At 59.9% G+C, this 21029-nt stretch carries 14 protein-coding genes; 7 read left to right on the top strand and 7 right to left on the bottom strand.

All coding sequences use genetic code 11. The annotated features are described in order from the left end of the window. Positions 1-5 precede the first annotated feature (5 nt). The 7 genes from VF716_RS09035 to dnaA form a co-directional block, all read right to left on the bottom strand. Positions 6-2903 (bottom strand): DUF1156 domain-containing protein, encoded by a 2898-nt coding sequence (locus VF716_RS09035; protein ID WP_213918362.1) that lies wholly within the window; start codon positions 2901-2903, stop codon positions 6-8. A gap of 10 nt (positions 2904-2913) precedes the next feature. Further along, on the bottom strand, positions 2914-3534 hold the full coding sequence (locus VF716_RS09030; protein ID WP_213918364.1) for an NYN domain-containing protein: 621 nt from the start codon (positions 3532-3534) through the stop codon (positions 2914-2916). A gap of 157 nt (positions 3535-3691) precedes the next feature. Continuing rightward, entirely contained in the window at positions 3692-7228 is a 3537-nt protein-coding gene (locus VF716_RS09025) for a helicase-related protein (protein WP_213918366.1), read from the bottom strand. A 275-nt stretch (positions 7229-7503) separates the two neighbouring features. After that, positions 7504-9918, bottom strand: coding sequence for a DNA topoisomerase (ATP-hydrolyzing) subunit B (gene gyrB, locus VF716_RS09020; RefSeq protein WP_013981175.1), 2415 nt, complete (start codon positions 9916-9918; stop codon positions 7504-7506). Then, positions 9915-11027: a DNA replication/repair protein RecF gene (gene recF, locus VF716_RS09015; RefSeq protein WP_049325718.1), complete on the bottom strand. Its 1113-nt coding sequence runs from the start codon at positions 11025-11027 to the stop codon at positions 9915-9917. Before recF ends, gyrB begins: the two co-directional genes overlap by 4 nt. Positions 11028-11036: 9 nt before the next feature. After that, complete coding sequence (gene dnaN / locus VF716_RS09010) at positions 11037-12140, bottom strand: DNA polymerase III subunit beta (RefSeq protein ID WP_011911253.1); 1104 nt, start codon at positions 12138-12140, stop codon at positions 11037-11039. Positions 12141-12173: 33 nt separating this feature from the next. After that, positions 12174-13634 (bottom strand): chromosomal replication initiator protein DnaA, encoded by a 1461-nt coding sequence (dnaA, locus tag VF716_RS09005; protein WP_049325719.1) that lies wholly within the window; start codon positions 13632-13634, stop codon positions 12174-12176. 506 nt (positions 13635-14140) lie between these two features. On the opposite strand from dnaA, the gene rpmH reads away from it, so the two are divergent. From rpmH to VF716_RS08970, 7 genes are all read left to right on the top strand, one after another. Then, entirely contained in the window at positions 14141-14275 is a 135-nt protein-coding gene (gene rpmH / locus VF716_RS09000; protein WP_003290924.1) for a 50S ribosomal protein L34, read from the top strand. 14 nt (positions 14276-14289) lie between these two features. After that, entirely contained in the window at positions 14290-14685 is a 396-nt protein-coding gene (gene rnpA, locus VF716_RS08995) for a ribonuclease P protein component (protein WP_011915212.1), read from the top strand. After that, positions 14678-14923, top strand: coding sequence for a membrane protein insertion efficiency factor YidD (gene yidD / locus VF716_RS08990; RefSeq protein ID WP_011915211.1), 246 nt, complete (start codon positions 14678-14680; stop codon positions 14921-14923). The genes rnpA and yidD overlap by 8 nt, the downstream gene beginning before the upstream one ends. A 2-nt stretch (positions 14924-14925) precedes the next feature. Next, on the top strand, positions 14926-16596 hold the full coding sequence (gene yidC / locus VF716_RS08985) for a membrane protein insertase YidC (RefSeq protein ID WP_014598152.1): 1671 nt from the start codon (positions 14926-14928) through the stop codon (positions 16594-16596). A gap of 72 nt (positions 16597-16668) precedes the next feature. Then, positions 16669-18036, top strand: coding sequence for a tRNA uridine-5-carboxymethylaminomethyl(34) synthesis GTPase MnmE (mnmE, locus tag VF716_RS08980; protein WP_017244919.1), 1368 nt, complete (start codon positions 16669-16671; stop codon positions 18034-18036). Positions 18037-18320: 284 nt separating this feature from the next. Further along, on the top strand, positions 18321-20630 hold the full coding sequence (gene mbhE / locus VF716_RS08975; protein WP_017244920.1) for a hydrogen gas-evolving membrane-bound hydrogenase subunit E: 2310 nt from the start codon (positions 18321-18323) through the stop codon (positions 20628-20630). Next, positions 20627-21028 (top strand): Na(+)/H(+) antiporter subunit B, encoded by a 402-nt coding sequence (locus VF716_RS08970; protein WP_013984552.1) that lies wholly within the window; start codon positions 20627-20629, stop codon positions 21026-21028. Before mbhE ends, VF716_RS08970 begins: the two co-directional genes overlap by 4 nt. The last annotated feature ends 1 nt before the right edge of the window (position 21029 follow it).

Here is a 21029-nt window from a genome sequence, read left to right as displayed (position 1 = left end):
TCTCCTCAAATATCCAGAGCACCCTGGCTACCAACATGCCCAGCTTCTTGGCTAGCTTGTTCGATACCGGCCCAAGCGCCTTGTAGTTCGTTGTAGGCACGGGCCTCTTCGGCCCATCCTTGGCGCTCGCACAAGGTGTAGAGGCGGTACATCAGCGCGTTCAGACTGGCTGTCTTATCAGGCATACGGGCCAGCAGGGAACCCGCAGCGGATTCGCCATCCTGGTTGAGAGCGCGTATCAACTGATGAAGGCCTTCCCACACAGCCAAGCGGCTATCGTTTTCCGGAGACCAATCCCGAGGCATTTCGGCCCACTTCAGTAGCCGTAAATCACCACCTGCACTGTCCACTACACCGGTTTCGATCAAACCACCAACGCTAGTGCCCTTGGCTCGCGCCAAAACGTCGGCATCGCCATACCTACCTTCGGCCCAGCCATGCTGCTCGAACCAGGCCAAGCAGAACTGGGTGTCATGATCGAAATCATCCTCACCGATAAAGCGGTTGATCAGTTGCAGCGCCGTCCGCACGCTCATCGGCTTACCGTTGGCTTCAATTACGGCGCTGTACTTGCTGAACACCTCCATACCAGGGCCAATAATGGCCTGGGACAGATCCACTGGAGCAACCGGAGAGTTGATGCCGCCACGAGTCATGTCTGCCAGCGCATCTGGCAGGGTGCTATTAAGTTCACGAATAAAATCGCGACGAGAAATAGTTGGTGCGTCTGTAGCACGAGGCCGGCAGACCAGTACGATGCTGGAGGCCAGCGCGTTGGTGCCAGAGCTGATCATGCGGTTGCTCAGCTCTGTTCGCATTGGCCAAGTTCCGGTTAAAGCAAAACCTGCCTTGAGCACAGCAGCAAGGAAGGTTTCCCAGCCGGTGCTAGATGTGCCAGCTTCAGCCTTAGTCTCGGCCTGCTTGAAGGCGTAGTAGATAGTTACCGGAAAAGCTGGATGAGCCTGCTCCGCCAGGTTGTGCATGGCGGCAGTCATACCATCAAGAAAGAATACTTCAGCCTTATCCTTGCTGCCATGTCGATACGGGGTAGCCACCAACTCCTCGGTTTTGGGCACAGCCAAAGTAGCGTAAAGGCTTGGAAAAATCGGGCGCAGTGAGCGGCGCAGCCAAACATAGAAGAAGTCGGAAAGATCGGCATAGCCGATATTGTCGTAGTACGGCGGATCAGTAGATATTAGTTTGGCTGCGCTTACGGTCTGTCGTTGAGCATCGGCCTGCACCACAAAACCATGTTTTTTAGCTGGTAGTTCAACAATAGCCTTGACCATATTTCCGAGGCTAATGATGTAGTCACCGGCTGCCTCACCAAAGACATTGTTCTCTGCAAAGTCCCACAGCATTGGAATTGCTTGTCGGCCAAACAAATTCCGAACCTGCGTTTTGGTAACCTCCCAGCGGCATAAAGCATTACAGATATCTGTCAAACGGCTCAAGGCAATGGCTAGGTACATACCCACAGCCTGAGCATAAGCCGTAGCCCCAACACCGCCTTGATCCACCCCCAATCCATCATCGGCCATTCCGGCAACTAAAGCATCCTCGCGCACGCGGATAGTGGCTTGCTGCACCAGGTCGGAGAAGGTGGTCAGCGCAACAAGCTGGCGGGGAGTGAACAGATCGCCATAAGTGTTCAGGCCATAGGCTGGTGGCGAAAACCAGCGCGGGTTGGCCGGCATCTCCACTTCCGGCTTCCACTCTGGTTGCGCCTGCTGCGCAATAGAAACCTGCTCTACCGTAGGCTCCAAATAAACTCGGCCACGCGTGCCTTCGGCGACAATTGCCATCAGCCGCTCGCCCATGCGCCCAGCCTTGGCCTCGCTATAGATATACTTCGGTTCTATCGGCGTATCGGACAGCAGGCACTGAAAATTCGCACCGCGTGACAGTTTTGTACCGTTCTTTGCAGATGCCGGCGGTGTCCCCTGTTTGATGGTAAATCGATAGCTGCCACCATCTACTATAGGCTCAACATAGGCCTCTTTTCCCTCCTTACTGGATAGGATAAAAGTAGAGGCCAGAGGTACCTCAGCATGACTGAATGCTGGGTTAGGACTTCTTACCGTGCGAGCCCATAGCCAAGTGATCACCTTGAGCTTTTCGCCCAGATAGGCCTTCAGATCCGGGCGTCCAGAGACCATCTCAGCAGTAACTTCGATATGCGGATACAGGTGACCAATACGCAGCTGTGCCTGCTCGCGCATCCAGGCGCCATAGCGACGCACATCTTCGGCAAGTCCCTTGGCACCCGACCAGTCTTCAAAAGCATCACGGGTTGCGCGTTTCTTACTGCCCTTGCCGGCATCGATTTCCGGCCCGACCGGCGCGCGACCGGCAAACTTCGGCGGAATTTCGATCATCGCCTTATTGATGGTTACCGCCACCGGGTTAAGGTCGGACGCGTAACTTTCCAGGCCCAGCCGCTGTGCCTCAAGCGGTAATGCGCCGCCACCAGCAAAGGGATCATGAAAGCCAGGCAGTTTTTCCGGATTGAACAGCTCAGCAGCCTGCGGATGACCTTTATTGAGCTCACAGGTCTCGCGCCAACTCTTCCAGATTTCAGCCCGCGCTCGTTCCAAAACCTCCTCGTTATTGGTGTTCTCCCACTGCACCAACTCTTCGATGATTTTGAACAGCCGCTCGCGCTCGGCGGCAGCCTTTTCCTTGTTCACCCCACGGCCTAGATGACGTTCAAATCCGGGGTCATTGACCATCTGCGCAAAAATCACGGCTCGTGCTGCGGCCAAAGGACGACGCGCCCACCACAAGTGCAAAGTGCTGGGGTGGCCATGGCGGATGGATTTTTCACGAGCCGCAGCCACATTGATGGCATCAAGTGGCAGGGCCACCTCAATCAGCTTCTTGGGGGTTTTAATGGGATACATCGAAAATTCCTTATTTCCAGTGGGTTGGGCGATGCAGGGCAAAGCCACTGGAAGTCATCACAGTATTTGGCAATTGGTTTTGACGTAGCTTGTCTTCACCAATGGAGAGGTAGCCATTGGCTGCTTTCTTGAGCTGCGCGGATTGGCGATTGGGCGGGAAGACCACAATCAACCGCTTGTTCGGGAAGCGCTTGCGTACCTGCTGGATAGGTGTAGTCAGATCGCTGTCGCCAGAGATAACAAAGGCAGTATCGAAGCGATCTTCATAGGCATCCGCGAGCATTTCAGCGGCGATGTTCACGTCGGTCATTTTCTCTTCGTATACCTTCCAGGAAGCCCCACAGCTTTTGCAGCGCTGGGTTTTCTCCAGGTAATGACCTTTGTGAACGGTCAAATTGGATTGCGCAGCCAGCGCATCGATATAGGTCGTCTGGCGCTTGGCATCATCTGCATTGCGACCGTTTGTCCGAATGCGGGCCGTGAAATAGTGCGTTGCCACCAGCTGCTGGTCTGGCCTGAGCAGAGCAGTTGCCATGGCTGGCAAATCAAGCCAGTAGTACTTCTTGAATTGACTATCCTTCAACCCAAAGTAAAGATTGAAGCCGTCCACATAGGCAATAACACGCTGCATTACGAGGCTCCCAAGCCAGTGGTTCGCTTGACAGCCAGGTCACGCGTTACCATAATCCGCGCACTAACCCCGCCAGCGATAGCATCGCTGGCCCGACGCCCCGGTAGCGAAAGCTCTGGGGCGTCTCTCTTTGTGCGCTGTGAAAAATTACTGCTGCTCAAAGGCTGGCCTCTGGTTGAATGGCGCGGCCAAGCAGCTCTTGCAGATCGTAGTTAACGCTGGCTACACCGAACTCAGGCTCGGTCTTGAACGGGTGCTTGATGTAGTAGGGGCCATCGACCTGATCACCGTCCACCAAGACGATGGCGAGGATGAATTTCTCGCCCTGGTTGAAGCTGGAGAAGATCTCGTTCTTGGTCACTGTGACGGTAGTGGCACCCTTGGCCCGCCCCTTGACCTCGATATGACGATCATCGCGCAGGGCATTGTCCGGCCCAACAGGCGGACGGGCTGTGATATCCCAGCCGCACTTCTGTGCCGACACATCAAAAATCTCATGGCCCATGGCCTTCTCAGCAGCAATGACTGCGTTCATTGCTGCCCATTCAATGCGCGAACGGGCTTCGGCATCGGCACAGAAGGTAGTTTCGCCTTTACGCTGTGCCAGTAAGCCAGCCGGAATGACCAAGGCACCACCCAGGACAACTGGGGTGCTCGATACCACATTCTTCATCGCCTCCAACTCACTCTTGCGCTGGCTGAGGCGAGCGGTAAGTTCATCTACACGGCGACGGGCATTTTCTGGCTGCATACGCGGCTGTTTACCCGCGCTGACATCCTCGCTGAGCTTGATAAAGCGATCCGACCAGTAGTTGATCTCCTTCACCAGGCGCTCATTCACTGCCCCAAGAATCTTATCCGCCTGGCGCTCAAGTCGAACCTTAACCTCTTGGTAATGCTGCGGAACCAAATGTTCGGAAGCATGATGCAGCGCCAGAGCTTCAAGATTTTGGGTAATCCATGGAGCTGACAACACATCACCAATCAACTGGCGATCCGCATTCTCGATGGGTAGCAGGTCTAGGTGAGGTGCCCAGCCAGCGTTGATAGTGTTGCCATGCTGATCGATCTCGACAAACTGCAAACGGCGGGAAACGGTTTTGGCCTGAGCAGTGTTCTGAGACAGGTTCTCCCGAACACTGTGGTCAATCATGAACAGCACCTTGGGTTGAATGCCGTCGTCATTAGGGTCAACGAGAATCGCGCCTTGCTTGAGCTTGCTGCGATGTGCCGAGAGGATCAGGTCGGTGCTGGCCATCATCAACGGATGACCAGGGTGAATCAGATCGGCCATGGGTTTGCCATGTAGCCGTACATGCTGCTTTTCAAAGCAGATTCGCTCGTACTGCTTCAACACGGGCGTACGGCTCTCGCCGATCACGCGATCTCGTTCACGTAGGCCTGCCGGCACATGACGAATCTCGTAGCGACCGGACTCACGAGGGCGCATTTCACCACCCAGCGAGGTGAAAGCCTCGGTGAAGAAGGCGCGGATGAAGTAAGGCTGAAGCTTGCGTGCCTCGGCCTTCTCCATTTCCTCTTTCACTGCGTAGAGGTCAGCCAGGCTCATGTGCTGCTCGACCAAAGCGTTGCGGCGCAAGATTTCCTTCAAGTGGTCGGTATCCAAAGCCCCATCAATGACCTGAGTGAGCTTGGCACGGGTCTCCGGCGCATCACCGTAGCGGATGGCCTCGATCAACAAATCCTTCAGCGAGATATTGTCAAACGCCTCGCCCAGTACATCGAAGACTTTGCCGCCTAGGGCTTGCTTCTCGATCTCCAGCTTTTCGAAAAGCTTCTGGAACACTTCACCCTCTCGGGTCTCATTGGCAACGATGTTCCACAAGTGGCAGACCTCTGTCTGGCCAATGCGGTGGATACGACCAAAGCGCTGTTCAAGACGATTTGGGTTCCAGGGGAGGTCGTAATTGACCATCAGGTTGGCGTTCTGCAAGTTCACGCCTTCGCCCGCTGCGTCGGTGGCAATCAGCACCAGGACATTGGGGTTGTTGCGGAACTCCTCCTGAATCTTGCGCCGTTCATCGCGGTTAGTACCCCCATGGATGGTCACGACAGCCTCGGGCTTGCCCAGCATGTTCCCAATTCGAGCAACCAGGTAATTCAGGGTATCGCGGTGCTCGGTGAAGATGATCAGCTTGCGGCGGCTGCCACTGCTGGTGAACATCTCAGGCTTATCCTGCAACAAGCAGGAGAGCTGCTCCCACTTCTTGTCCTTGCCCGACTGAACCACCGAAAGCGCCTTCGCCTCCAGAGCCTTCAGTGACCAGATCTCAGCCTCAAGCTCGGGAATGGTTTCCGCAGCTGTGGCCTGGTCTACGACCTGTTCCGAATACAGCTCGTACTCATCAGCACTGAGCTCCTCGTCCAGCTCGTCGAAGCTATCGGGAAGCTCAATCTGCTTCTTCACATGGTATTCGCCCAGCGTGCTGGCCACTCCCTGGCCACGAGCCAGCAGCTTGGTCTCTTCCAGGCGATTTTCCATGCGTTTACGACGCCGCTGGAGCGACTGGTAGATCGCTTCAGGGCTGGAGGCAAGACGACGCTGAAGCTGCGTCAGGGCGAAGCCTACGGTGCCCTTGCGCTTACCATCGAGCTGGTCAGCCCGATTCATTTCGTTGCGCACGTACTCGGTGACTTCGTGGTACAGCGCGGCTTCAAGGTCAGACAACTCGTAGTTGGCTGTATAGGCACGGCGCTCGGGGAAAAGGGGAGTGCCGTCGAACTTCAGCAACTCCTCTTTCACCATACGGCGCATCATGTCGGAGACATCGACCTTATGCGCCCCCTCGCGGAATTTGCCGTAGAAGCGGTCTCCATCCAACAGCGAAAGCCAGATCTGAAAGTCCTCTTCCTTGCCGTTGTGTGGTGTGGCGGTCATCAACAGGAAGTGACGGGTGATGGAACCGAGCAGCTCACCTAGTTCGAAGCGCTTGGTCTTATTCACCTTGCTGCCGAAATAGTTGGCGGAGAGCTTGTGGGCTTCGTCGACGATGATCAGATCCCACTCAGTGTTCTTGAGCTTCTGCTGGAACTCTTCACTGCGGGACAACTGATCGAGGCGTGCGATCAGCAGATTGGTCTCCTCGAAGTAGTTGCCCGAGGCGCATTGCTCCTGCTTCTCACGGCTGAAGACCTCGAACTTCACGCCGAACTTTTCCAAAAGTTCATCCTGCCACTGCTCGGTCAGGGAGCCAGGTGACACCACCAGGATTCGCTTGGCATCCGAACGCATCAGGAGTTCGCGGATCAGCAGTCCAGCCATAATGGTCTTGCCTGCGCCAGGATCGTCAGCCAGAACAAAGCGAAGCGGCTGGCGAGGCAGCATGGACTCATAAACAGCAGAAATCTGATGGGGGAGAGGATCTACGTTGGACGTGTGCACCGCCATCATCGGATCGAACAGGTGCGCCAGATTGATCCGATAGGCTTCCAATCCAAGCTTAAAATCAGCACCCGGAGCATCAAACGACCAAGGCCTGCCAGCCTGAGCAAGCTCTAGGCGCACCTCGTCCGAGCGGAACAGCATCTGCTCGCCTAGGCGACCCTGGCTGTCCTTGAAGTAGACGGTAATGGCATTGTCGCCAACAGGCTCGACCGTGACGACACGCACGATCTCATCCGCCTGGATCCCCCTAACCTGTGCGTCTTTCTTGATGTCTTCGAGCTTGAGCATTCTTTGATCCTGTTCGTCCTTGGCCGATGCACGCACATCCCAATTGCTGGAGATATTAACAGGGCTAACAGTGCAAATGGCGCCGAAACGCGCGCACCAAAAATCCGCTTTTTTCTCTGTTTGACCTACACCGATGTACTCGCATCAGCACAAATAAAAACCCCGCAAGCCCAGAGACTGCGGGGTTTCAGGTCAGCTAGCCGTTGCCGGTTAACTTTGCAGATGTCGGCTAACTTTGCAGAAAATGCCGATTAACTTCAACGACCTCCACCGCATCAGAAGTCCAGATTCGAGACCGCCAGTGCGTTGGTTTCGATGAACTCCCGGCGGGGTTCCACTGCATCGCCCATCAGCGTGTTGAAGATCTGGTCCGCCGCGATGGCGTCTTCGATCGTCACCTTGAGCATGCGCCGGACGTTCGGGTCCATGGTGGTTTCCCACAGTTGGTCCGGGTTCATCTCGCCGAGACCCTTGTAGCGCTGAACGCTGTGCCGACGAGTGCCCTCGTTCATCAGCCAGTCCAGCGCTTCCTTGAAGCTGGCGACCGGCTTCTTGCGCTCGCCACGCTGCACGTAGGCGCCTTCTTCCAGCAGGCTGTTGAGCTTCTCGCCCAGCGCGGTCACCGTGCGGTAATCGTTGCTGCCGAAGAAATCACGGTTGAAGGTGATGTAGCTGGCCAGGCCGTGAGAGCTGATCTCCACCTCAGGGAGCCACAGGTGGCGTTCCTTGTCCTCGCGCAGGCTGAGGTTGTAGACCAGCCCGGACCGCTCGCCGCCCTTGAGCCGCGCGCTGTACTGCTCGAGCCAGGCCTGCATCGCGGAGTGGTCAGCCAGCTGCTCGAGCGTAACCCGAGGCAGATAGATGAAGTGCTCGGTCAGCTCCAGTGGGTACAGCCGCGACAGGCGCTGCAGAGTCTTCATCACCGTACGGTAGTCGTTGACCAGCCTTTCCAGCGCTTCGCCGGCCAGGCCTGGGGCGTCCTCGTTGACGTGCAGGCTGGCCTCTTCAAGGGCCGACTGGGTGAGGTATTCCTCCATCGCCTCGTCGTCCTTGATGTACTGCTCCTGCTTGCCGCGCTTGACCTTGTACAGCGGCGGTTGCGCGATATACACGTAGCCACGCTCGATCAGCTCGGGCAACTGGCGGAAGAAGAAGGTCAGCAGCAGGGTGCGGATGTGCGAACCGTCGACGTCAGCATCGGTCATGATGATGATGTTGTGGTACCGCAGCTTGTCGATGTTGTATTCCTCGCGGCCGATGCCGCAACCCAGCGCGGTGATCAGCGTGCCGACTTCCTGGGACGAGAGCATCTTGTCGAAGCGTGCCTTCTCGACGTTGAGGATCTTGCCCTTGAGCGGGAGGATCGCCTGGGTCTTGCGGTTGCGGCCCTGCTTGGCCGAGCCACCCGCGGAGTCACCCTCCACGATGTACAGTTCGGACAGCGCAGGATCCTTCTCCTGACAGTCGGCAAGCTTGCCCGGCAGGCCGGCGATATCCAGCGCGCCTTTGCGCCGGGTCATTTCCCGTGCCTTGCGCGCAGCCTCACGGGCGCGGGCAGCGTCGATCATCTTGCCGACTACCGCCTTCGCCTCGTTTGGATGCTCCAGCAGGAAGTCGGCGAAGTACTTGCCCATCTCCTGTTCCACCGCGGTCTTCACCTCGGAGGAAACCAGCTTGTCCTTGGTCTGCGAACTGAACTTCGGATCCGGCACCTTGACCGAGATGATCGCGGTCAGACCTTCACGCGCGTCGTCACCGGTGGTGGCGATCTTGTGCTTCTTCGCCAGGCCTTCCTGCTCGATGTAGTTGTTCAGGTTACGCGTCAGTGCGGAGCGGAAGCCGGCCAGGTGAGTGCCGCCGTCACGCTGGGGAATGTTGTTGGTAAAGCAGAGGATGTTCTCATTGAAGCTGTCGTTCCACTGCAGCGCGACTTCGACGCCGACGCCATCGTCACGCTGGACGTTGAAGTGGAACACCTGATTCACCGCGGTCTTGTTGGTGTTCAGGTAGGCGACGAAGGCGCTGAGGCCGCCTTCGTACTTGAACAGTTCTTCCTTGGCCGTGCGCTCGTCGCGCAGAACGATACCCACCCCGGAGTTGAGAAAGGACAGTTCGCGAAGACGCTTGGCCAGAATGTCCCAACTGAAATGGATGTTCTGGAAAGTCTCGGCGGAGGGTTTGAAATGGATCTGCGTGCCCGACGTATCGGTCTCGCCCACGGCCGCGAGCGGCGCTTGCGGGACACCATGGCGATAGAGCTGTTCCCACACCTTGCCTTCGCGGCGGATGGTCAGCAGCAGCTCCTCGGACAATGCATTCACCACCGAGACACCCACGCCGTGCAGGCCACCGGATACCTTGTAGGAGTTGTCGTCGAACTTACCGCCTGCGTGCAGCACGGTCATGATGACCTCGGCTGCCGATACGCCTTCTTCGTGAATATCCACCGGAATGCCGCGGCCGTTGTCGCGCACGGTGATGGATTCATCGGTATGGATGGTGATGGAAATATCGCTGCAGTAGCCGGCCAGCGCTTCGTCAATCGAGTTATCGACGACTTCGAAGACCATGTGGTGCAGGCCGGTGCCGTCATCGGTGTCGCCGATATACATGCCAGGGCGCTTACGCACGGCATCAAGACCTTTCAGTACCTTGATGCTCGAAGAGTCGTACGTGTGGTTCTCACTCATGCCTTCACTCCCGAGGGGCCGTGGAGCTGGGTGATTTGCCCATGTTCCACGTGAAACATTGAGACTGGTGTCAGTTCACCCCAGCCTTCTTGCAAAACGGTTGAATCAACGCAGGTAATAAACACCTGACAGTTCAGCTGTTCGAGCAACCTGCACAACGCCAGTCGGTGCTGCGCATCCAGCTCCGAGGGCAGGTCGTCGACCAGATAAATGCATTGCCCCCGCTTGGCCTCGCTAACGAGATGACCTTGGGCAATGCGCAACGCACACACCACCAGCTTCTGTTGCCCACGCGACAACACTTCAGCCGCGTTATGACTGCCAACCTTGAGTCGGAGATCCGCGCGCTGCGGGCCAGATTGCGTATGGCCCATTGCGCGATCGCGCTCCAGTGACGAAGCCAGTACATCGACCAGTGGCCGATCCTTGTCCCAACCGCGGTAATAGCTCAGCGTCAGGCCATCCAGGTCCAACAGCGCCTTGAGCGTGGTCTCGAAGACCGGTTTCAGCGCTTGGATGTAAGCCCGGCGATAACCATCGATCTCGTCGCTGGCCAGGCTCAGTTCCCGGCTCCAGGCAGCGTCCGAAGCGCCGTCCAGTGTACCATGCCGGAGCCATGAGTTCCGTTGCCGCAGGGCCTGCTGCAGGCGCTGCCAGGCACTCATGAATCGATGTTCCACGTGGAACACCCCCCAATCGAGGAACTGCCTGCGCAGTTTGGGAGCGCCCTCAAGCAAGCGGAAACTGTCAGGGTTGATCAGCTGCAGCGGCAGCGTGTCAGCCAACTCGGCGGCAGAGCGAACGCTCTGCCCATCGATACGAATTCGGACTTCGCCACTGCGATCTCTGGAGACGCCCAGGGCTCGACTGTGCTGGTCCGGAAGCTCGACCTGGCCAAATACCGTGCAAGTCGGTTGATCGTACGTGATCACCGGATTCAGTCGAATACTGCGAAAGGAACGTGCGAGGCCGAGCAGATGGATGGCTTCCAGCAGGCTCGTCTTGCCGCTGCCGTTGTCGCCGAAGAGGATGTTTATGCGCGGGGAGGGGGTCAGCGTCACCGGGTGCAGATTGCGAACCCCGGTGACGGAGAGACGGCTGAGGGACATTAAGCGGGGTTACAGACGCATCGGCATCACGACGTAGGCGGAATCGTCGTTATCGAACTCCTGCACCAGCGCGCTGCTGTTGGCGTCGGAGAGAATCAGCCGCACCTGCTCGGTAGTCATCACGCCAAGGACATCCAGCAGATAGCTGACGTTGAAACCGATCTCCAGCGAACCGCCGTTGTAGTCGACGGCGACTTCTTCCTCGGCTTCCTCCTGCTCCGGGTTGTTGGCCTGGATCTTCAACAGGCCGCTTTCCAGCTGCAGCCGAATGCCGCGGTACTTTTCGTTGGAGAGGATCGCGGTGCGACTGAACGCCTCGCGCAGCAGCTGGCGATCACCGACCACCAGCTTGTCACCGCCCCGCGGCAGCACGCGCTCGTAGTCGGGGAACTTGCCATCCACCAACTTGGAGGTGAAGGTGAACTCGCCGGTGGTGGCGCGAATGTGATGCTGACCCAGCACGATGCTGACCTCGGCATCCTGGTCGTTGAGCAGACGAGCCAGTTCCAGAATACCCTTGCGCGGAACGATCACCTGGTGGCGATCGGGCTGTTCGATGCCGGCCTGCATCGAACACATGGCCAGGCGATGGCCATCGGTGGCGACGGCACGCAACATGCCGCTGGACACTTCGATCAGCATGCCGTTGAGGTAATAGCGCACGTCCTGCTGGGCCATGGCGAATGCGCTGCGCTCGATGAGCTTGCGCAGCTTGCCCTGCGCGACGGTGAATGACAGCGAGCCCGGACCTTCTTCCACGGTAGGGAAATCGTTGGCCGGCAGGGTCGACAGCGTGAAGCGGCTGCGCCCCGACTTGATGACGACCTTCTGGTCATCCAGGCGAATGCTGATCAGCGCATCGCTCGGCAGGCTCTTGCAGATGTCCATGAGCTTGCGCGCCGGCACGGTGATCTCGCCAGGCTCGGCGGCATCTTCCAGCGCGACACGGCCCACCAGTTCGACTTCCAAGTCGGTACCGGTCAGCGACAGCTGCTGCCCCTGTACGACGAGAAGAACGTTGGACAGCACCGGCAAGGTCTGACGGCGCTCGACGACGCCAGCAACCAGCTGCAGGGGTTTCAACAGGGCTTCGCGCTGAATGGAAAAATGCATGGTCTGGTCCCTTGCCTATAGATTGGGTCGCACTCAGGTTGTCAAAGTTCGCAGCAAATTCTTGTAGTCTTCGCGTATGTCCGCATCCGTTTCCCGCAATTCGGCGATCTTACGGCAGGCGTGCAGCACCGTGGTGTGATCCCGACCGCCGAACGCGTCGCCGATCTCCGGCAGGCTGTGGTTGGTCAATTCCTTGGAGAGGGCCATGGCCACTTGCCGAGGACGCGCGACCGAACGGGAACGCCGCTTGGACAGCAGATCGGAAATCTTGATCTTGTAGTACTCGGCCACGGTGCGCTGAATATTGTCGACGCTGACCAGTTTATCCTGCAACGCCAGCAGGTCTTTCAGCGACTCACGGATCAGCTCGATGGTAATGTCGCGGCCCATGAAGTGGGCATGAGCGATCACGCGCTTCAGCGCACCCTCGAGTTCGCGGACATTGGAGCGAACACGCTGGGCGATGAAGAACGCCGCATCATGGGGCAGGTCCACCTTGGCCTGATCCGCCTTCTTCATCAGGATCGCCACGCGAGTCTCCAGTTCGGGCGGCTCGACCGCTACGGTCAACCCCCAGCCGAAACGCGACTTAAGGCGCTCCTCGAGTCCATCGATCTCCTTCGGATAGCGGTCACTGGTAAGGATGACCTGCTGGCCGCCTTCGAGCAGCGCATTGAAGGTATGGAAGAACTCTTCCTGAGAGCGCTCCTTCTTCGCGAAGAACTGGATGTCATCGATCAGCAGCGCATCCACCGAACGATAGAAGCGCTTGAACTCGTTGATGGCGTTGAGCTGCAGGGCCTTGACCATGTCGGCGACGAAACGCTCCGAATGCAGGTACACCACCTTGGCGTTCGGATTCTTCTTCAGCAGATGGTTGCCCACCGCATGCATCAGGTGGGTCTTGCCCAAACCCACGCCACCATAAAGGAAGAGCGGGTTGTAACCATGCTTCGGATTGTCCGCCACCTGCCAGGCGGCAGCCCGCGCCAGCTGGTTGGACTTGCCTTCGACGAAATTCTCGAAGGTGAAGGTGCGGTTCAGATAACTGGTGTGCTTGAGGCCACCTTCGACCTGCACGGTACGCTCGGTACGCGGCGGCTCCGGCTCCGGTGTCTCGGCAACCAGCGGCTCGAAGCGGGGGGCCTGCTGTTGTACCGCCGCAGCGGGCGCGGCCGACTCGGCTGCGGCTGGCTGCGGCTGGGCACGCGCAGCGGCGGCGGCAGAGGGCAGGGCGGCGGCGGAGGTGCGCTTGCTACCTATAAGAAGGGAGAGTGCCGGTGCCAGTCCGGTCGAGCGCTCGGACAGCAGCTCAAGCAGGCGCGACAGGTACTTCTCGTTGACCCAGTCGAGCACGAAACGGTTGGGGGCATAGACGCGCAGCTCATCGCCGTCGCCTTCGACCTGCAGAGGACGAATCCATGTGTTGAATTGCTGAGCAGGCAGTTCATCGCGCAAAAGCTCAACACACTGCTGCCAAAGTTCCACCGACACGGAAGCTCCTATCGACTCTGTCGAGGTAAGAAGGCGGCCATTGTAGCCGTGCGCAGGCCGGTTATCCACAAGAACCCGACCCATGCCACTGCGAATCCGCGGCGTCCAGCACAATGAAAAGCTGCTCGGCAAGCTTGTTGATAACATTGCCTGAGAGCGGTGTTTAAGGCTGTGGGAAACCTCCGGACGATCCCATCTGTGGATATGTCGAAGTTTAATCCCAAGGCTTCACAGAGCCTTCCCACCAGAGCCACACCGCTTTTCCACCTGTTTCAATAACGCTGAACGTCATGAACGGCGAGGCTTTCAGAAAGGTATCCACAGAAAATCGAGCACACATACATAAGCATTACATCTTAAGAGCTTATATTTCTTTTCTTTCTTATCTATTTTTCAGCTCGATGGAACTGGTTGGAAATTGACCTGGCCGGACAGCTTCTCTACAATCGCCGGTCTCTTAAAAGGGGGCCATTCCGGCCCGCAATGGATCACCAGGTAACCGCACCATGAAACGCACTTTCCAACCCAGCACCATCAAGCGCGCTCGTACCCATGGCTTCCGTGCCCGCATGGCCACCAAGAACGGCCGTCAAGTTCTGTCCCGCCGTCGCGCCAAAGGCCGTAAGCGTTTGACAGTCTGATATCGGAACAGGTAGTGAGTCGGGGCTTCGGCCGGGAAAAGCGTCTGCTGACTCCCCGCCAATTCAAGGCAGTCTTCGACTCCCCTTCCGGTAAGGTGCCTGGCAGGAACGTCCTGCTGCTGGCACGCGAGAACGATCTGCAACACCCCCGCCTAGGGCTGGTGATCGGCAAGAAAAGCGTCAAGCTTTCGGTGGAACGTAACCGCATCAAGCGGCAGATTCGGGAAACCTTTCGCCATCATCAGCTGGAACTGGCGGGCTGGGACATCGTGATCATCGCCCGCAAGGGATTGGCTGATCTGGACAATCCCGAACTGGCGAAGCAGTTCGCCAAGCTCTGGAAGCGACTGTCACGCAACCCAGCCAAGACCGCTGCCGAACCTGGAGCTGCCAACAATACCCATGCGTAAATTGGCCATCGCTTCGATCCGGGTCTACCAGTACGCCATCAGTCCCATGATGGCCAGTCACTGCCGTTTCTATCCAAGCTGCTCCTGCTACGCGCTCGAGGCCATCGAAACCCATGGTCTGCTGCGTGGCGGTTGGCTGAGTCTGCGCAGACTGGGGCGCTGCCACCCGTGGAACCCCGGTGGCTACGACCCCGTGCCTACACACAACACTTCCAATTCATCTCCGATGGCCGAGTAACCATGGATATCAAACGCTCGATACTGCTCGTAGCACTAGCAGTCGTTGCCTACCTGATGGTTCTTCAATGGAATCAGGACTACGGTCAGGCAGCCCTGCCGACCGAAACCGCGCAAGGCCAGCCAGCCGCTCCGGCGCTGCCGGACAGCCCGAGCGCAACGACCGAGGGCAATGCCAACGACGTTCCGGCGGTTGCCGGTCAGCAGCAGGCCAGCGCCCTGCCGACCAGCGCACCGAGCAGCCAGTTGATCCGCGTCCGTACCGACGTGCTCGACCTGGCCATCGATCCACGTGGTGGCGACATCGTCGAACTGCATTTGCCGCAGTATCCGCGCCGTCAGGATCGCCCCGATGTGCCGTTCCAGCTGTTCGAGCGCAGCAGCGAGCGTACCTATGAGGCGCAGAGCGGCCTGATCGGCGACGGCCCGGACAAGGCCAGCGGCCGTCCGCAGTACAGCAGCGAGAAGACCGAGTATCAGCTGGCCGAAGGGCAGGATGCGCTGGTCGTCGACCTGAACTACAGCGCCGATGGCGTCAACTACATCAAGCGTTTCACCCTGGAGCGCGGCAACTATGCGCTGAAGGTGAACTACCTGATCGATAACCAGAGCCAGCAGCCCTGGACCGGTTATCTGTTCGGCCAGCTCAAGCGCGACAAGAGCGGCGACCCATCGTCCAGCACCGCTACCGGCACCGCGACCTATCTGGGGGCGGCGTTGTGGACCAAGGACGAGCCGTATCGCAAGGTGTCCATGAGCAACATGGACGACAAGAACCTGCGCGAAACCGTACAGGGTGGCTGGATCGCCTGGCTGCAGCACTATTTCGTTACCGCCTGGATTCCCCAAGCCGGCGACACCAATCAGGTGCAGACCCGCAAGGACAGCCAGGGCAACTACATCATCGGTTTCACCGGCCCGGCCGTTACCGTGCCCGCCGGCGCCCAGGGCGAGACCGGCGCCACGCTGTATGCCGGTCCGAAGAGCCAGGACAAGCTGGAAGAGCTGTCGCCGGGCCTGCGTCTGACGGTCGACTACGGCATTCTCTGGTTCATCGCCCAGCCGATCTTCTGGCTGCTGCAGAATATCCACGCCCTGCTCGGCAACTGGGGCTGGTCGATCATCGTCCTGACCATCGTCATCAAGCTGGCGTTCTTCCCGCTGTCGGCGGCCAGCTACCGGTCCATGGCGCGCATGCGCGCCGTCTCGCCGAAGATGCAGGCGCTGAAGGAACAGTTCGGTGACGATCGCCAGAAGATGTCCCAGGCGATGATGGAGCTGTACAAGAAGGAGAAAATCAATCCGCTGGGTGGCTGCCTGCCGATCCTGGTGCAGATGCCGGTGTTCCTGGCCCTGTACTGGGTGCTGCTGGAAAGCGTGGAGATGCGCCAGGCGCCCTGGATGTTCTGGATCACCGACCTGTCGATCAAGGATCCGTACTTCATCCTGCCGATCATCATGGGCGTGACCATGTTCATTCAGCAGCAGCTCAACCCGACTCCGCCGGACCCCATGCAGGCTCGGGTGATGAAGCTGTTGCCGATCATCTTCACCTTCTTCTTCCTCTGGTTCCCTGCCGGTCTGGTGCTGTACTGGGTGGTCAACAACATCCTGTCCATCGCCCAGCAGTGGTACATTACGCGGCAGATCGAGGCCGGGGCGAAACCCGCCTGACGCCTTGCCCGCCCATGCAGAACGCCCCTTGATTGGGGCGTTTTGCTATCCGTCGCCCAGAAAGGAGGCCGCATGATCCCAGCTCGCGACACCATCGCCGCCGTCGCCACCGCTCCCGGCCGGGGAGGCGTGGGAATCGTCCGTGTATCCGGCCCTCGCGCCAGGGCAATCGCCATCACCCTCAGCGGTCGCGAACCGACGCCGCGTCATGCTCATTACGGCCCATTCCATGCGGACGATGGCGAAGTCATCGACGAGGGGCTGCTGCTGTTTTTCCCCGGCCCTCATTCGTTCACCGGCGAGGATGTGCTGGAACTGCACGGCCATGGCGGCCCGGTGGTGCTGGACATGCTGCTGCAGCGCTGTGTCGAGCTGGGTGTGCGCCTGGCCAGACCTGGCGAATTCAGCGAGCGTGCATTCCTCAACGACAAGCTCGACCTGGCTCAGGCCGAGGCCATTGCCGATCTGATCGAGGCCAGCTCTGCCCAGGCTGCACGCAACGCGGTCCGCTCGCTGCAGGGCGAATTCTCACGGCGCGTGCACCAGCTGACCGAACGGCTGATCCAGCTACGCATCTACGTCGAGGCGGCGATCGATTTTCCGGAGGAGGAGATCGACTTCCTCGCCGACGGTCATGTGCTGGCGCAACTGGACGGGGTCCGCACGGAGTTATCCACAGTATTGCGCGAGGCGGGGCAGGGCGCCCTGTTGCGCGATGGCATGACCGTGGTCATCGCGGGTCGTCCCAACGCTGGCAAATCCAGTCTGCTCAACGCATTGGCGGGGCGCGAGGCGGCCATCGTCACCGATATTGCCGGTACGACCCGTGACGTTCTGCGCGAGCACATTCTCATCGACGGCATGCCGCTGCACGTGGTGGATACCGCCGGCCTGCGCGACACAGAGGATCAGGTCGAACGTATCGGCGTACAACGTGCCCTGAGCGCCATCGGCGAAGCCGATCGCATCCTTCTGGTGGTCGATGCCAGCGCCCCCGAAGCCAGCGATCCTTCGGCGCTGTGGCCGGAATTTCTCGATTTCAGTCCAGAGCCGGGAAAAGTCACGCTGATCCGCAACAAGGCCGACCTGACCGGGGAGGCCATCGTGCTGCGCTGCGATAACGACGGCCAGGCCACGCTCAGCCTGTGCGCGCGCAGTGGGGAAGGGCTGGAACTGCTGCGCGAGCATCTCAAGCACTGCATGGGCTACGAGCAGACGGCCGAAAGCAGCTTCAGCGCGCGTCGTCGGCACCTCGACGCGCTGCGTCTGGCCGACGAGCATCTGCGGCACGGGCATGACCAGCTGACGCTGGCCGGAGCCGGCGAGTTGCTGGCTGAGGACCTGCGTCTGGCCCAGCAGGCGCTTGGCGAAATCACCGGCGCCTTCAGCTCCGACGACCTGCTCGGCCGCATCTTCTCGAGCTTCTGCATAGGCAAGTAACAATTGCACGAGCGTGTGCGGCGCCTCGCCCACACGGTCGCTCCATCGCCTTCGCAACAAACCGCCGGCAGCCGTCTGGCCCGCGGCAGACGGCGCTTGCGCAGCCTTCGCCGGTGCCCTCCCATCGCCCTCCTATCTCTTGGCCTGCGTCTGGCCAGGGGCTTGCCGCTGCGCCTGACATAGCTGGTAACAGCGCCCGACGCATCGTTTGAACTACCTTTGCTATCAAAACACGCGCTACCAGCTCAGCCGTTTCCAGCAATCCACGACAAGAGGATGGCGCCGTGCTTGCTGCACTGCTCGTTTCATTCCTGGGAGCGATCCTCGCCAGGTTCATCGTCAGCCGCACCTATCCCTATGGAGGATGGGTCGCTGCGCTGCTGCCGGCCGGCCTGTTCCTCTACTTCCTGGCACTGGGGGCGAACCTCGGCGAGACCGGCGCCATCAGCGAGACCCTTGAATGGGTACCGGCGCTGGGCATTTCGCTGAGCCTCCGCCTGGATGGCTTCGCCCTGCTGTTCGTGCTGCTGATCACCGGCATCGGGACGCTGGTGACGATCTACGCGGGCGCCTATTTTTCGCACTCCTCGCCTGCCGAAGCCGCACGCTTTCTGACGCTGATCCTGCTGTTCATGACGGCCATGCTCGGTACGGTGCTGTCCGACAATCTGGTGGTGATGTTCGTTTTCTGGGAAGCCACCAGCCTGCTGTCGTTCATGCTGATCGGTTTCAATTCCAGCCGGCCGGAGGCGCGCAAGGCCGCCCTGCAGTCACTGGTGGTAACCGGCGGTGGAGGGCTGGCGCTGTTCGCCGGCATCCTGCTGATCGGCATCACCCTGGGCACTTTCTCGCTGTCGGAAGTGGCCGAGCGTGCACCGGAGCTGCTGGCCAGCCCGCTGGCCGTACCGGCGATGATCCTGATCATGCTCGGTGCCTTCACCAAGTCGGCGCAGCTGCCCTTCCATTTCTGGCTACCCCAGGCGATGGAGGCCCCGGCGCCTGCCTCGGCCTTCCTGCACTCGGCGACCATGGTCAAGCTTGGCGTGTATCTGCTGGCGCGCTTCGATCTGGTCTTTGGCGGGATCCCGGCATTCGGCACCACACTGGTCATCGTCGGCAGCCTGACCATGCTGGTGGCGGCGGTGCGAGCACTGTCCACCGATGGCTTCAAGGAAGTCCTGGCGCACTCCACCGTGGGGTCGCTGGGGGTGCTGGTGATGCTGATCGGTCTGGATGGCGACTACTCGGTGACCGCGATGATCGCCTTCATCATTGCGCACGCGCTGTACAAGGCGGCCCTGTTCTTCTGCGCCGGCACCACCATCCATGCCGTGGGCGAGGGGCGCCTTAGCCTGATCGGCGGGCTGGCCCGGCGTCTGCCGATGACCACCCTGGCGGCCGGCATGGCAGCGATCTCCATGGCCGGACTGCCGCCGACGCTGGGCTTCATCACCAAGGAATACCTGTTCGAGAGCCAGCTCAATGCTTCCTTCGGCTGGGTGGTGGTGGCCGTGGCGGTGCTGGTCAATGCGGTGTTCGCGGCGATCGCCGGGGTGGCAGCGATTCGGCCCTATTACCTGGGCAAGGCGCGCAGCGAGGTGCACCATCCGGAGACCCCAGGCCTGTACCTCGGCCCGCTGGTGCTCGGCGGCCTGGGTTTTCTGTTCGGCCTGGCGCCGGATTTCCTGCTCACCGGGCTGATCCAGCCGGCCAACGATGTGCTCGTCGGTCATACGGTAGACCTGTCGTTCTCGCTCTGGCACGGCTTTACGCCGATGCTCGCACTGAGCGCGACCGTGGTCGCCTTCGCCGGCGGTCTGCTCGCCTACTGGCATCGCATCCACTATGCGCTGTCGTTGAACACGGGGCTGAAGCGCAGCCTCGGCGATGCCGGCTACAACGCCGTGTTCACCGGTACCTTGCGCCTGGCCGAACGCTGTACGCGGCTCCTGCAGAACGGCGACCAGCATCGCTACACCGCCACGGTCGCAACGGCCGTCCTGCTGATCATCGGCTACGGCGTGCTGGCCAGCGGCACGCGGCCGGTCTTCAGCCTGAGCGGCGGACGATTCGACCTGCCTACCGCCGTGGTGCTCCTGATGATGTGCCTGGGTGCGCTGGCCGCCACGCGTACACCGTCGTTGCTGCGCGCGATGATCGCGGTCGGTGTGGTGGGCTTCGGCTCGGCGCTGATCTTCCTGCTCAACGGCGCGCCGGACGTGGCACTCACTCAGTTCTCGGTGGAGGTGCTGCTGGTACTGATCCTGGTGGCGCTGCTGCTCCGGGTGCCGGAGCGTACGGCTTCGACCCGCCGGCCGCGGGAGAAACGCCTGGATATCCTGCTCTCGGTGGGTTTTGCGCTGGTGGTGTTCGTCGCCCTGGCTGCCACCGTGGCGCTGCCGCTGGACGGACGCATCTCCGAATTCTATGCCGCCACCAGCTACCTGGAGGCGCACGGTCGCAACGTGGTCAACGTGGTGCTGGTGGACTACCGCGCCATCGATACCCTCGGCGAGGTGGTGGTGGTGGCGTTCGCCGCCATTAGCGTGTGGGGCCTGTTGCGCGCGCTGCCACGGCGGAGGGACTCACGATGAATTCACTGATCTTCGCCGCCTTCTCGCGGATTCTCTTCGGCGTGATGCTGGTGGTCTCGGTCTATGTGCTCTACCGCGGACACAACGAGCCGGGTGGCGGCTTCGTCGGCGGGCTGATCGCCGCCGCCGGCTTCGCCACCCTGGCGCTCGCCCGCGGGGTCGAGGTGGCGCGCGCGACGCTGCGCTTCGAGCCCATGACGGTGATCGGCTTCGGCATCCTCGCCGCGCTGCTCAGCGGCCTGCCGGGGCTGTGGCTGGACGGCTCCTTCCTGACCCACCAGTGGCTGGTCCTTGGCAATTTCCACCTGGGCACCACGCTGCTGTTCGATATAGGCGTGTACCTGGTGGTGCTCGGCGGCATCCTTTCCCTGATCCTGCGCTTCTACGAGGACCTCTGAC

Source organism: Stutzerimonas sp. Brlt_14, from assembly GCF_051948915.1.
In the GTDB taxonomy this organism is placed as follows: domain Bacteria; phylum Pseudomonadota; class Gammaproteobacteria; order Pseudomonadales; family Pseudomonadaceae; genus Stutzerimonas; species Stutzerimonas stutzeri.
Note: the sequence above shows the minus strand (reverse complement) of the source record. Positions and strands in the feature narration are given on the sequence as shown.